The sequence below is a fragment of the Pantoea sp. Z09 genome (assembly GCF_022394795.1).
Lineage (GTDB): Bacteria > Pseudomonadota > Gammaproteobacteria > Enterobacterales > Enterobacteriaceae > Pantoea > Pantoea latae.
This window is the reverse complement of the sequence record NZ_CP092373.1, coordinates 3,030,575-3,044,293: the sequence shown is the minus strand read 5'-3', so window position 1 is coordinate 3,044,293 and position 13,719 is coordinate 3,030,575. Positions and strand designations below refer to the sequence as shown.

General features: G+C 64.8%; 8 protein-coding genes. All 8 read left to right on the top strand.

Annotated features, from left to right (window positions below):
- The first annotated feature begins 110 nt into the window (after positions 1-110).
- Positions 111-581, top strand: a complete 471-nt coding sequence (locus tag MC269_RS14615; RefSeq protein WP_239952841.1) for a prepilin peptidase-dependent protein — start codon at positions 111-113, stop codon at positions 579-581.
- Positions 572-1,105 (top strand): prepilin peptidase-dependent protein, encoded by a 534-nt coding sequence (locus MC269_RS14610; RefSeq protein WP_239952840.1) that lies wholly within the window; start codon positions 572-574, stop codon positions 1,103-1,105. Before MC269_RS14615 ends, MC269_RS14610 begins: the two co-directional genes overlap by 10 nt.
- Positions 1,102-1,500 (top strand): DUF2509 family protein, encoded by a 399-nt coding sequence (locus tag MC269_RS14605; RefSeq protein WP_239952839.1) that lies wholly within the window; start codon positions 1,102-1,104, stop codon positions 1,498-1,500. The genes MC269_RS14610 and MC269_RS14605 overlap by 4 nt, the downstream gene beginning before the upstream one ends.
- A 25-nt stretch (positions 1,501-1,525) precedes the next feature.
- The gene (locus MC269_RS14600; protein WP_236722753.1) at positions 1,526-1,786 is read left to right on the top strand and encodes a prepilin-type N-terminal cleavage/methylation domain-containing protein; all 261 of its coding nucleotides are present in this window, start codon (positions 1,526-1,528) and stop codon (positions 1,784-1,786) included.
- Between the two features lie 103 nt (positions 1,787-1,889).
- On the top strand, positions 1,890-5,267 hold the full coding sequence (recC, locus tag MC269_RS14595; protein WP_239952838.1) for an exodeoxyribonuclease V subunit gamma: 3,378 nt from the start codon (positions 1,890-1,892) through the stop codon (positions 5,265-5,267).
- Positions 5,268-5,385: 118 nt separating this feature from the next.
- A complete protein-coding gene (ptrA, locus tag MC269_RS14590; RefSeq protein ID WP_239952837.1) occupies positions 5,386-8,277 on the top strand; it encodes a pitrilysin in 2,892 nt (963 codons plus the stop codon).
- Positions 8,274-11,810: an exodeoxyribonuclease V subunit beta gene (recB, locus tag MC269_RS14585; RefSeq protein ID WP_239952836.1), complete on the top strand. Its 3,537-nt coding sequence runs from the start codon at positions 8,274-8,276 to the stop codon at positions 11,808-11,810. The genes ptrA and recB overlap by 4 nt, the downstream gene beginning before the upstream one ends.
- Complete coding sequence (gene recD, locus MC269_RS14580) at positions 11,807-13,645, top strand: exodeoxyribonuclease V subunit alpha (protein ID WP_239952835.1); 1,839 nt, start codon at positions 11,807-11,809, stop codon at positions 13,643-13,645. The genes recB and recD overlap by 4 nt, the downstream gene beginning before the upstream one ends.
- The last annotated feature ends 74 nt before the right edge of the window (positions 13,646-13,719 follow it).

Genomic DNA, 13,719 nt, shown 5'->3' with positions numbered 1-13,719 from the left:
TCGCACTCCTTTGCTGCCCGCTGTAACTCCCCTGTTTTTTACTGGAAAGCGGCGCGCACCGCTGGCTCGCGCCGCTGGCGGCGGCGGGCGCATCGCGGCAGAGTGGCGCGATGAAAAAAGAAACAGACCACGGCTTTACGCTGCCGGAGCTGCTGCTGGTGCTGGTTATCGTCGGCATGCTCAGCCTCGGCGCGCTCCACGGCTGGCAGCGCTGGCAGCAGCGACAGCAGCTGCGCGACACCGCGCAGCAGCTGCAGGGCTTTCTCCAGCGGCTGCGCGCCCAGGCGAACTGGCAGAACCAGGATCGCGCGCTGTGGCTGATAGCGGGCGATCGCTGGTGCCTCGGCAGCGGCGCAAAACCGGCGGCAGGCTGTGCACGCGGCAGCCGGCTACGGTTCGTGGCGCCTTATCCCGGCGTGAAGATGCTTAGCCTGCGCGGTGAGCCGGGCTTTTACGGCCGACGTAACGTGGCGAAAGCGGGCAGCCTGGCGTTCGGCAACGCCAGCGGCACGCTGCGGCTGGTCATTTCCGCCCGCGCGCGCATTCGCCTTTGTGAACCGGAGGAGCAGGGATGCGACTAGAAAACGCCGGGTTCAGCCTGCTGGAGATGCTGGTGGCGATGGCCCTCAGCGCGGTGCTGATGCTGAGCGCAGGGCGCTTCTTGCCGCTGCTGACAAGTGAAAACCTGCGTTTACTGCAGCGGGTTCAGCTGCGGGAAGAGCTGCAGCAGCTGATGCAAACGCTGGAAAAGGCGGTGCGCCGCGCCGGCTACTGCAACGGCGACTGCGGCGCCGGCGCGCTCAGCCTCTCCGCCGACTGCCTGCTGCTGCGCTGGGACGACAACAGCAACGGCAAATGGGAAGGCGTCGCGCACGCCGAAAGCGACTACTACGGCTTTCGCCTGCGGCAAAAGCAGCTGGAAACCCAGCGCGGCGTGGCGGCGTGCGGCGCAACCGGCTGGGAGCGGCTGACCGATCCCGCTTTTCTTGCTATTGAGCAGTTCAGCGTCGAACGCGCGGGCAGGCTGGTCAAACTGCGTCTGGTCGGGCGCGCCGGCAAGGCGCTGGAAACGCTGGAGAGCTGGGTAGAGGGCGAAAACCTGTGAATCAACACGGACACAGCGCGCTGGGCATGGTGCTGACCATCCTGCTCATCGGCAGCCTGACGCTGCACGCCAGCCGGGAGCGGCTGGAGCAGGGAATGTCGCTGGTGGCGGATGAGCGGCAGCACTATCGCGCTTTCTGGGCGGCGCAGTCGGCGCTGCAGTGGGGCCTGACGCTAAGCTGGCCAGAGACGCCGGGCTGTCAGCAGGAGCGGCAGCAGGGCTGGGAGAGCTGTTTACAGAAGGTAGACGATGAGCGGATGTTGCTTAAAGGCCGTGCGACGGCAGGCGAGCTGGCGCTATGGCGCTGGGTGGCGCAGGAGGGCGCGCGGCTCAGACCGCTGCCGCACGGCTGGATCGACTACTGCCCGCTGGCGACGGCGCAGGGCTGCCTGTGAGCAGCGCGGCTTTAGCCTGCCGGAGGTGCTGTTTGCACTGCTGCTGATGGCGACCAGCGTCAGCGCGCTGCTGCAGTATCATCGGGCGCTGACGCTGAGCTTTAGCCAGCAGTGGCAGCAGCGGGCCGCGGTGCGCGTCGCGGCGCAGCGCCTGATGGGTCACGACGTTGAGGGCTGGCGCGCCTCGCTGCAGCGCAGCGCCAGTGTCGCAGGCTGTACGCTGGAGCGCGTCGAGGTCAGCGGGCCGCATCAGGCGCACGCCGCGCTGACGCGTTTACGCTGCTGAGAGGCAAAAGAGCCCGGCGTACGCTGGGCATCCCCGACGATACGCGGTAGAGTGACCAGTCTGCCGCTTTGCCGCGCCAGAGAGTATCACCACAGGAGTTTGCATGTTTCACGTTTATCACTCAAACCAGCTCGATGTTCTGAAGATTCTCGCGGCAGCGGTGATAGAACATGACCCCCTCAGCGATCCTTTTTCCGCCGAAACCGTGCTGGTGCAGAGTCCCGGCATGGCGCAGTGGCTGCAAATGGAGCTGGCGCAAACGTTCGGCATCGCCGCCAATATCGACTTTCCGCTCCCCGCCTCGTTTATCTGGGATATGTTCGTGCGTGTGCTGCCGGAGATCCCTGCGGAGAGTGCCTTTACCAAAGCCAGCATGAGCTGGAAACTGATGCATCGCCTGCCGGAGCTGCTGACCCAGGAGGCGTTCCTCTCGCTGCGCCACTACCTGCACGACGACAGCGATAAGCGCAAGCTGTTCCAGCTCTGTTCCCGCGTCGCCGATCTCTTTGACCAGTATCTGGTCTATCGCGCCGACTGGCTGAACCGCTGGGAGCAAGGCGAGCTGGTGGAAGGATTAGGCGACGCGCAGCTGTGGCAGTCGGCGCTCTGGCGCGATCTGGTGGCCTACACCGAGGCGCTGGGCCAGCCGAAGTGGCACCGCGCCAACCTTTACGCGCGCTTTATTCATACGCTGGAGCGGGCCGAGCAGACGCCCGCCAGCCTGCCGAAGCGCGTTTTTATCTGCGGCATCTCCGCCTTGCCGCCGGTCTATCTGCAGGCGCTGCAGGCGCTGGGCCGCCATATCGATATTCATCTGCTGTTCACCAACCCCTGCCGCGATTACTGGGGCGATATTCAGGATTATGCCTTCCTGGCGAAGCTGCAGAGCCGCCAGCGTCGTCGCCTTGACAGCGACGAGGCGCGCGACCTGTTCAGCGATCCGCAGGAGGCGCCCGCGCGTTTTAACGCCGAAGGCGAACAGCAGCTCAGCAACCCGCTGCTCGCCTCCTGGGGCAAGCTGGGGCGTGACAACCTCTTTTTGCTGAGCCAGATGGACGAGGCGGATGACGTCGACGCCTTTGTCGAGGTCGAGGAAGATAACCTGCTGCACGCGATGCAGCACGACCTGCTGAATCTGCAGGACAGGGCGGTGCTGGGGCTGAACGCGGAGGAGCTGGCCTGGAGCGGCAACAAGCGTCTGCTCGATCCCGACGATCGTTCGATCAGCGTGCAGATCTGCCACAGCGCCCAGCGCGAGGTGGAAGTGCTGCAGGATCACCTGCTGGCGATGATGGAGGCGGATCCCTCGCTCAAGCCGCGCGATATTATCGTGATGGTGGCCGATATTGACAGCTACGCCCCCTTTATTCAGGCGGTCTTCGCCAACGCGCCCGCCGATCGCTATCTGCCGTTCTCGATCTCCGACCGCCGCGCCAGCCAGGCGCACCCGGCGATTTTCGCCTTCCTGAGCCTGCTGGCGCTGCCGGACAGCCGCTTCGCGGCCGAAGATGTGCTGGCGCTGCTGGAAGTGCCGGCGCTGGCGAACCGCTTCTCGGTGGATGAGAGCGGGCTGCGCCTGCTGCGTCGCTGGGTGGATGAGTCCGGCGTGCGCTGGGGGCTGGACGACGACAGCGCCGAGGCGCTGTCGCTGCCGGTTACGGGCCAGCACACCTGGCGCTTTGGCCTGGAGCGCATGCTGCTGGGCTATGCGATGGAGAGCCACCACGGCGACTGGCAGGGCATTTTGCCCTACGACGAGTCGAGCGGCCTGGTGGGCGAACTGGCCGGCCATCTGGCAGAGCTGCTGATGCGCCTCAACCACTGGCGCGCGCGGCTCAGCGAATCCCGTCCGCTGGAGGGCTGGCTGCCGCTCTGCCGCGAGATGATCAACGACTTTTTCCACGGCGACGCCGAAGCGGAAGCGGCGCTGCTGCTGGTGGAGGAGCAGTGGAAACAGCTGATCGAATATGGTCAGGCCGCGCGCTATCAGGCGGCGATCCCGGTGACGCTGCTGCGCGACGATCTGCGCGCGCGCCTCGATCAGCAGCGTATCAGCCAGCGCTTTCTCGCCGGACAGATTAACTTCTGCACGCTGATGCCGATGCGATCGATCCCGTTCCGCGTGGTCTGCCTGCTCGGCATGAACGACGGGGTGTATCCGCGCACGCTGCCGGCGCCGGGCTTTGACCTGATGCAGCAGCAGACGCGCAAAGGCGATCGCAGCCGACGCGACGACGACCGCTATCTGTTTCTCGAGGCGCTGCTGTCGGCGCAGGATAGGCTCTATATCAGCTATATCGGACGGGCTATTCAGGATAATACGGAACGCTATCCCTCGGTGCTGGTCACAGAGCTGCTGGATTATATCGGTCAGAGCTTCTGCCTGCCGGGCGACGAGGCGCAGGAGCTGGATGAGAGCGCGCAGCGCGTGCAGCGCCATATTCAGCATCTGCACAGCCGCATGCCGTTCGCGGCGGAGAACTTTCATCCGCAGTCGCGCTGCCACAGCTTTGCGCGTGAATGGCTGCCCGCCGCGCAGGGCAAAGGCGAGGCGCAGCCCGACTTTGTGCAGCCGCTGCCGCTGCCGGCGATTGAATCGGTCTCCTGCGAGCAGTTTCTGCGCTTCTGGCGTCATCCGGCGCGCGCCTGGTTTCATCAGCGGCTCGGCGTCACCTTCTGGCTGGAGGAGACCGAGCTGTCAGACAACGAGCCTTTCGCGCTCGACAGCCTGGAGCGCTACCAGATCAACGCCGAGCTGCTGAACGCGCTGGTAGAAGGCGAGGATACGCAGCGGCTTTTCGCCCTGCATCGCGCGGCGGGCAATTTGCCTTACGGCGCCTTCGGCGAGCTGTTCTGGCAGGCGCAGCAGGAGGAGATGCAGGAGGTGGCGGCGGCGGTCATCGACCAGCGCAGCGAAGGCGAGAGCTGGGAGGTCAATCTGCCGCTCGACGGCGTTGCGCTGACCGGCTGGCTGACCCAGGTGCAGCGCGACGGCCTGCTGCGTTGGCGTCCCGGCGTGCTCAATATGAACGACGGCCTGCTGCTCTGGCTGGAGCACCTGATTTACTGCGCGCTGGGCGGCAGCGGCGAAAGCCGCATGATGGGCAGAGAGAACAGCCGCTGGCGCTTCGCGGCGGTGGCGCAGCCAGAGGCGGAGGCGCTGCTGACGCGCTATATGCAGGGCTATAAGCAGGGCATGGCGCGCCCGCTGCTGCTGCTGAATAAAAGCGGCGGCGCCTGGCTGACGGCGAGTTATGACAAAAAAACGCGGCAGCTGCTGCTGGATGAAACGACGCAGGTCAAGGCGCGCAATCGCCTGCTGCAGGCCTGGACCGGCGGCTATCAGCAGGAGGGCGAGGGCGGCGATCCCTATCTGCAACGGCTGTGCCGGGTATTAAATGAAGAGCAGCTCAACGACATCGTTGAGGCCGCGCAGCGCTGGTATCTGCCGGTGCTGCAGGCTCACCTGGATGATGAATAGCAAGCGGTTCGACGAGATCTGACGCGTCAACGGCATATAACAAGGTTACGTCAGTTTGCACTATTTTCGGCTGCGTCTGCCTGGCAGCGCGGTTCCAAGGGTAACAGAAGGGGTTTACATGCGTAGATACGCTTGCTGGATAGCGGCGCTGATGCTGAGCCTGGCGACCTGCGCCTCGCTGGCGCAGGCGGCGACGGGCTGGGAGCCGATCAATGAAACCATTCGCAAAAGCGAAAAAGACCCGCGCCAGTATCAGGCGATAAAGCTGGCCAACGGCCTGACGGTATTGCTGGTTTCCGACGCGCAGGCGCCAAAATCGCTGGCGGCGCTCACGCTGCCGATCGGCTCGCTGGACGATCCGGACCAGCAGCTCGGCCTGGCGCACTTTCTCGAGCATATGGTGCTGATGGGATCGCAGCGCTATCCGCAGCCCGATAACCTGGCGGAGTTCCTGAAAAAGCATGGCGGCAGCCACAACGCCAGCACCGCCTCCTATCGCACCGCCTTCTACCTTGAGGTGGAAAACAGCGCGCTGGAGCCGGCGGTGGATCGTATGGCGGACGCCATTGCCGCGCCGCTGCTCGATCCGGTCAACGCCGATCGCGAACGCAACGCCGTCAACGCCGAGCTGACGATGGCGCGCTCGCGCGACGGTCTGCGTATGGCGCAGGTCGGCGCGGAGACGCTCAACCCGGCGCATCCCGGTTCGCGCTTCTCCGGCGGCAACCTCGATACGCTGAAGGATAAGCCGGACAGCAAACTGCTGGAGGCGCTCTCCACCTTCTACCATACCCACTACTCCGCCAATCTGATGAAGGCAGTGCTCTACAGCAATAAACCGCTGCCGGAGATGGCGCAGATCGCCGCTAACACCTTTGGGCGTATCGCGAACCACGACGCGACGGTTCCGGCTATCGACGCGCCGGTGGTGACCGAGGCGCAGCAGGGGATCATTATCCACTACGTGCCGGCGCAGCCGCGCAAGCAGCTGAAGATTGAGTTCCGCATCGCCAATAACAGCGATCGCTTCCGCAGCAAGAGCGATACGCTGATCGGCTACCTGATCGGCAACCGCAGCAAAAACACCCTGGCCGACTGGCTGCAAAAGCAGGGGCTGGCCGACGGCGTCAACGCCGGCGCCGATCCAGTGAGCGAACGCAGCAGCGGCGTGTTCGCCATCACCGCCTCGCTCACCGATAAAGGGCTGGCGCAGCGTGACGAAGTGGTGGCGGCGATCTTCAGCTATATCGCCATGCTGCGCGAGCAGGGCGTCGATAAACGCTATTTCGACGAAGTCTCCCACGTGCTGGCGCTCGATTTTCGCTATCCCTCTATCACGCGCGATATGGATTATATCGAGTGGCTGGCGGATACCATGCTGCGCGTGCCGGTGGAGCACACGCTGGACGCGCCTTATCTGGCCGATGAGTATGACGCCGCTGCCATCAAGGCGCGCCTCGACGAGATGACGCCGCAGCATGCGCGCATCTGGTACATCAGCCCGCAGGAGCCGCACAACAAAGAGGCCTACTTTGTTAACGCGCCCTATCAGGTCGATCGCATCAGCGAGCAGACCTTCGCCGACTGGCAGCAGCGCGCCAGCCAGATCCAGCTGGCGATGCCGACGCTGAACCCCTATATTCCTGACGACTTCACCCTGATCCCGTCGGACGGCAAAAGCTACAGCCATCCGGTCGCGCTGCCCAACGACGGCGGCATGCCGATCTACTGGATGCCGAGCCGCTATTACGCCAGCGAGCCGAAAGCCTCGGTGATGCTGGCGCTGCGCAATCAGGAAGCGATCAGCGACGCGCGCCAGCAGGTGCTGTTCGGCCTGAACGACTATCTCTCCAGCCTGGCGCTGGACGAGCTTAACTCGCAGGCGTCGGTGGGCGGCATCAGCTTCTCTACCAGCGAAAACGATGGGCTGGTGTTCAGCGCCAGTGGCTTTACCCAGCGGCTACCGACGCTGCTGAAAAAACTGGTGGAAGGCTATGCCACCTTCCAGCCGACGGCGCAGCAGCTGGAGCAGGCGAAATCCTGGTATCTGGATCAGCTGGACGCGGCGGACAAAGGCAAGGCGTTCGAGCTGGCGATCCAGCCGATGCAGATGCTGTCGCAGCTGCCCTATACGCAGCGCGAGACGCGCCGCGCGCTGGTGAAAGCGATTACCCTCGATGAGGCGGTGGCGTATCGCGACAATCTGATCCATCATGCGACCCCTGAACTGCTGGCGGTGGGCAACCTCAGCGCGGACAGCGTGATCCAGCTGGGTCGCGAGCTGAAGCAGCAGATGCAGACCCAGGGCACGCAGCTCTGGCGTAATAACTATGTCTCTTTCGCCAAACCGGTGAAGGCCAACCTGCAAAAAGCGGGCAGCAGCACCGACTCGGCGCTGGCGGCGCTCTATGTGCCGCTCGGCTATGGCGAATATCAGAGCATGGCCAACAGCTCGATGCTGAGCCAGATCGTGCAGCCCTGGTTCTACAATCAGCTGCGCACCGAAGAGCAGCTGGGCTATGCGGTGTTCGCTTTCCAGATGCCGGTCGGCCGTCAGTGGGGCATCGGCTTCCTGCTGCAGAGCAACAGCAAGCAGCCCGCCTACCTGCTGCAGCGCTATCAGGCCTTCTACCCGCAGGCGGAGAAGCGACTGCGCGCCATGCCGCAGAGCGACTTCGTTCAGTATCAGCAGGCGATGATCAACCAGCTGAAGCAGCGACCGCAAACCCTCGATGAAGAGGCGTCGCGCTACAGCCGCGACTTTGATCGCCAGAACTACGCCTTCGATACGCGGCAGAAAGTGATTGAGGAGATCCAGAAGCTGACGCCGGACGCGCTGGCGGACTTCTTCCATCGCGCCGTAATGCAGAAAGAGGGCATGGCGATGACCTCGCAGATTGCGGGCAACAGCGCCGACAAGCTGGCGTTCGCGCCGCTGCCCGGATGGAAAACCTGGAATGAGGTGGCGAAACTGCAGCAGTCGCTACCGGTTAAGAGTGAGACGCAATGAATTACCCTGAGTCGCTGAATCCTCTGACGCTGCCGCTGCGCGGCGAGCGTCTGATCGAGGCTTCGGCGGGCACCGGCAAAACCTTTACCATCGGCGTGCTCTACCTGCGCCTGCTGTTGGGGTTGGGCGGCGAAAACAGCTACAGCCGCCCGCTGTCGGTTGAAGAGATTCTGGTGGTGACCTTTACCGAGGCCGCCACCGCTGAACTGCGCGGGCGCATCCGCGAGAACATTCATGAGCTGCGGCTGGCGTGCGTGCGCGGCGCCAGCGGCAATCCGGTGCTGACGCAGCTGCTGGATCAGATTGATGATCTTTCGCAGGCCGCGGCGCTGCTGCTGGCGGCGGAGCGGCAGATGGACGAAGCGGCGATATTCACTATCCACGGCTTCTGCCAGCGCATGCTTAACCTGAACGCGTTCGAGTCGGGCATGCTGTTTGAGCAGGAGCTGATAGAAGATGAGGCGGCGCTGTTTAAGCAGGCGACGGCGGACTTCTGGCGGCGTCACTGCTATCCGCTGACGCTGGACGTCGCGCGCGCCATCGTCGCGGAGTGGAACGGGCCGGAGAGCCTGTTGACCACGCTTCGGCCCTGGCTGCAGGGGGAATCGCCGCGGCTGAAACGGCCGCCGGCCGACGACGAAACCCTGGCGACCCGGCATGCCGCTAATCTGGCGCGCATCGCGGCGATCAAGCAGCAGTGGCAGGCGGTCAGCGACGAAGTCGAAGGCATCGTCAGTCAGTCTGGCGTCGATAAGCGCAGCTACAGCAGCAAATACCTGCCGCTCTGGGTGGCGAAGGTCACGCAGTGGGCCAACAGCGACACCACCGACTATCTTTTTCCCAAAGAGCTGGAGCGTTTCGCCCAGGGCGTACTGCTGGAAAAAACCAAAAAGGGCGAGCCGCCGCAGCATCCGCTGTTTCAGGCGGTAGAGGCCTTCCTCGCCGAGCCGCTCTCCTTGCGCGATTTAATTATCGCCCGCGCGCTGGTGGAAGTGCGCGACGCGGTGCGCAAAGAGAAGCGGCTGCGCGCGCTGCTCGGCTTCGACGATCTGCTGAGCCGGCTCGACGAGGCGCTGCAGCAGCCGGGCGGCGCGCTGCTGGCCGACACCATTCGCGCTCGCTATCCGGTGGCGCTGATCGATGAGTTTCAGGACACCGATCCGCAGCAGTACCGCATTTTCCGCACGCTCTATCTCCGCCAGCCTGAGCTGGCGCTGCTGCTGATCGGCGATCCCAAGCAGGCGATCTACGCTTTTCGCGGCGCGGATATCTTTACCTATCTACGCGCCCGCAGCGAGGTCGCGGCCCACTATACGCTCGACACCAACTGGCGCTCGTCGCCCGGCATGGTGCAGAGCGTGAACCGCCTGTTCGCCCGCATGGATTCGCCGTTTCTCTTCTCGGCTATCCCGTTTCTGCCGGTGAAGCCCGCAGAGCCGAACCAGCAGCTGACGCTGGTGAAAGACGCCCAGCCGCAGGCGGCGCTGCGTTTCTGGCTGCAGCCCGGCGACGGCGTCGGCGTCAGCGACTATCAGCAGTTTATGGCGCAGCAGTGCGCCGCCGATATCAGCCGCTGGCTGGTGGCCGGACAGCAGGGTCGGGCGCTGCTGGGCAAAGGCGACGATTTGCGTCCCGTGCAAGCCTCCGATATCACCGTGCTGGTGCGCAGCCGCAACGAAGCGGGCCTGGTGCGCGACGCGCTCAACGGGCTGTCGATTCCGTCGGTTTACCTCTCCAACCGCGACAGCGTCTACACCACGCCGGAGGCGCGCGAGCTACTCTGGCTGCTGCAGGCGGTGCAGGCGCCGGAGCAGGAGCGGCTGCTGCGCAGCGCGCTGGCCACCTCTATCTTCGCCATCGACGCCGCCACGCTGGAAACCCTGAGTCAGAACGAGCGCGAGTGGGACGCGCTGGTCGAGCAGTTTGCCGCCTGGCAGCAGCTGTGGCATCAGCGCGGCGTGCTGCCGATGCTGCGCGACGTGATGAACCGGCGGCAGCTGGCGGAAAACATGCTGGCGTCGGAGAACGGCGAGCGCAGGCTCACCGATCTGATGCACCTCGGCGAGCTGCTGCAGGAGGCGTCGACCCAGCTCGACAGCCCCCATGCGCTGGTGCGCTTTCTCGCCCAGCAGATCGCCCGGCCCAACAGCCAGTCAGCGGAGCAGCAGCTGCGGCTGGAGAGCGATCGCCATCTGGTGCAGATCGTGACCATCCATAAATCCAAAGGGCTGCAGTATCCGCTGGTGTGGCTGCCGTTCGCCGCTGGCTTTCGCGAGGCGTCCAGCGCGCTCTACCACGACCGCGAGAGCTTTGCGACGCTGCTCGACGTGCAGGGCGACGAGCAGAGCATGGCGCTTGCCGAGCAGGAGCGGCTGGCGGAAGATTTGCGGCTGCTCTACGTCGCCCTGACGCGCTCGGTGTTTCACTGTAGCGTCGGCATCGCGCCGCTGTTCAAGGGCGCGCGCAAAAAAGAGGGCAACAGCGATCTGCATAAAAGCGCGCTGGGCTATCTGGTGCAGCGGGGAGAGGGCGGCGATGCCAGCCGCCTGCGCGCCTGCCTCGACACGCTGGCGGATGGCGATACTGACATCGTGAGCGACGATCTTATCCCCGGCGAAAACTGGCGCGAAAGGACCCCCCCCGACGAGGCGCTCAGCAGCCGCGAGGTGACGCGCGACCTGCGCGACGCCTGGCGCGTCACCAGCTACTCCGGGCTGCAGCAGCACAGCAGCTCGCCGCTGCTGGAGGCGATGCCCACTTTCGATATCGACGCCGCGGGCGAAGAGGGCGGCGAGGCGGAAAATCAGCTGACGCCGCACCACTTTCCGCGCGGCGCGGCGCCGGGCACCTTTCTGCACGGCCTGTTTGAGTCTATCGATTTCACCCGGCCGCCGGATCGGACGCTGCTGGAGACGCAGCTGGAACAGAACGGCTATGGGCAGCACTGGCTGCCGGTGCTGGAGGCCTGGATCGCGCGCGTGCTGCACACGCCGCTCAATAGCGACGGCCTGATGCTCGGCGCGCTGCAGAACCAGGACCGGCTGGTGGAGATGGCCTTTTATCTGCCGCTGGAGCGCATGCTTAATGCGGCACAGCTGGATGCGCTGATGCGCCAGCACGATGCGCTGTCGGCGCGCGCGCCGCGGCTGGAGTTCCATCAGGTGCAGGGGATGCTGAAAGGCTTTATCGATCTGGTGTTTCGCTGGAACGGTCAATATTATCTGCTGGATTACAAGTCCAACTGGCTAGGCGACAGCGAAGCGGCCTATACGCCGCAGGCGATGGCGCAGGCGATGGTCGATCACCGCTATGACCTGCAGTATCAGCTCTATACGCTGGCGCTGCATCGCTATCTGCAGCATCGCCTGCCGGGTTACGACTATCAGCGCCACTTTGGCGGCGTGTTTTATCTGTTTCTGCGCGGCGTCGACGGCAGTTCGCCGGAAAACGGCATCTTTACCGCGCGTCCTTCGGCTGAGTTTGTCGCCGGGCTGGACGCGCTGTTTCGCCGGGCGGAAGAGGAGGAAGTATGACGGAAATCATGCCATTGCTCGATCAGGCGGTTGAGAAGCGTCTGCTACGGCCGCTCGATCTGCAGTTTGCGCGGCTGCTGGCCGACCCGTCGCAGCCGGCGTGGCTGCTGGCGGCCGCCTGCGTCAGCGCCGAAGCGGGCGACGGCCATGTCTGCCTGCCGCTGACGCATCTGGAGGGCGAAAAACTCTTCGCCGGGCGTCACCCGGAGCTGGCGCAGGCGCTGTGGCGCGCGGCGGGCGCGCCGGCGTGCTGGAAAACCGCGCTGGCCGACTGGCCGGCGCTGAGCGACGGCGGCATCGCCACGCCGCTGGTGCTTAATCATGAGCGGCTCTACCTGCATCGCCTGTGGCAGAGCGAAGGTCAGGTGGCGCGCTTTTTCACGCTGCAGGCGGAGATGGCGGAGATGGATATCGCCGCCGCGCAAAACGTGCTGAGCGCGCTGTTTGGCGATGGTCCCGATGACTGGCAAAAAATCGCCGCGGCCGTGGCGCTGACGCGCAAAACGGCGGTGATCTCCGGCGGGCCCGGCACCGGCAAAACCACCACCGTGGCGAAGCTGCTGGCGGCGATGATCCGCCTGAGCCACAACAGCCTGCGCATTCAGCTGGCGGCGCCGACCGGCAAAGCGGCGGCGCGTCTGACCGAGTCGCTCGGGCAGGCGCTGCAGGCGCTGTCGGTCAGCGACGAGGAGCGGGCGCGTTTCCCCAGCGAAGCGACGACGCTGCATCGCCTGCTCGGCGCGCAGCCCGATACCCAGCGGCTGCGCTACCACGCCGCCAACCGGCTGCACCTTGATGTGCTGGTGGTGGACGAGGCGTCCATGGTCGATCTGTCGATGATGGCGAAGCTGATCGCGGCGCTGCCCGATCATGCGCGCGTTATTTTCCTTGGCGATCGCGATCAGCTGGCGTCGGTGGAAGCGGGCGCCGTGCTGGGCGATATTTGCCGCTGCGCCGAAGCGGGCTACAGCCTGGCGCGCGCGCAGCAGCTGGTGGCGCTGACGCAGTGTGCGCTGGACGGCGCGGATGACGCGCGCGCGCCCAACGTGCGCGACAGCATCTGCCTGCTGCGCAAGAGTTACCGCTTTGACGCCTCGTCAGGGATCGGACAGCTGGCGCGGGCGGTTAACCTGGGCGACGCGCGCGAAGTCGAGAAGGTGATTAACGCCGCCTTCGAAGATATCGATTTTCAGGCGTTGCAGAGCGGCGAGGCCTATCAGACCATGCTCGACGCCGTTGCGGAAGGCTACCGGCCTTTCCTGAAGCTGGTGCAGGCGCGCGCGCCGGTTGAGGAGATCCTGCTGGCGTTTAGCCGCTTTCAGCTGCTGTGCGCGCTGCGCGACGGGCCGTTTGGCGTGCAGGGGCTGAATCAGCGCATCGAGCAGCGTCTGGTGCAGCTGCAGCGCATTCGTCGTCCCGCCATCGGCAGCCGCTGGTATGCGGGACGGCCGGTGATGGTGACGCGCAACGACAGCGCGCTGGGGTTGTTTAACGGCGATATCGGCATTACGCTGCGCGACGCGGAAAATCAGCTCAAGGTCTTTTTCCCGCTGCCGGACGGCTCGGTCAAAGCGGTGCAGCCGAGTCGCCTGCCGCCGCACGATACCGCCTGGGCGATGACGGTGCATAAGTCGCAGGGATCGGAGTTCGAGCACACCGCGCTGGTGATGCCGGCCCAGTTCTCGCCGGTGCTGACGCGCGAGCTGGTCTACACCGCCATTACCCGCGCGCGCAAGCGGCTGACGCTCTACAGCGAACCTGCGGTGTTTCAGCGCGCGGTGCAGCTGCAAACCCAGCGCCGCAGCGGGCTGGTGGAAAGATTAAGTCTGGTATAAAGGACGCATCAGGAGCGAACGCGGCCGGCATGGGCCGTTACGCAAAGTCGCTTGCGCATCCTTGCCCGCTCGGC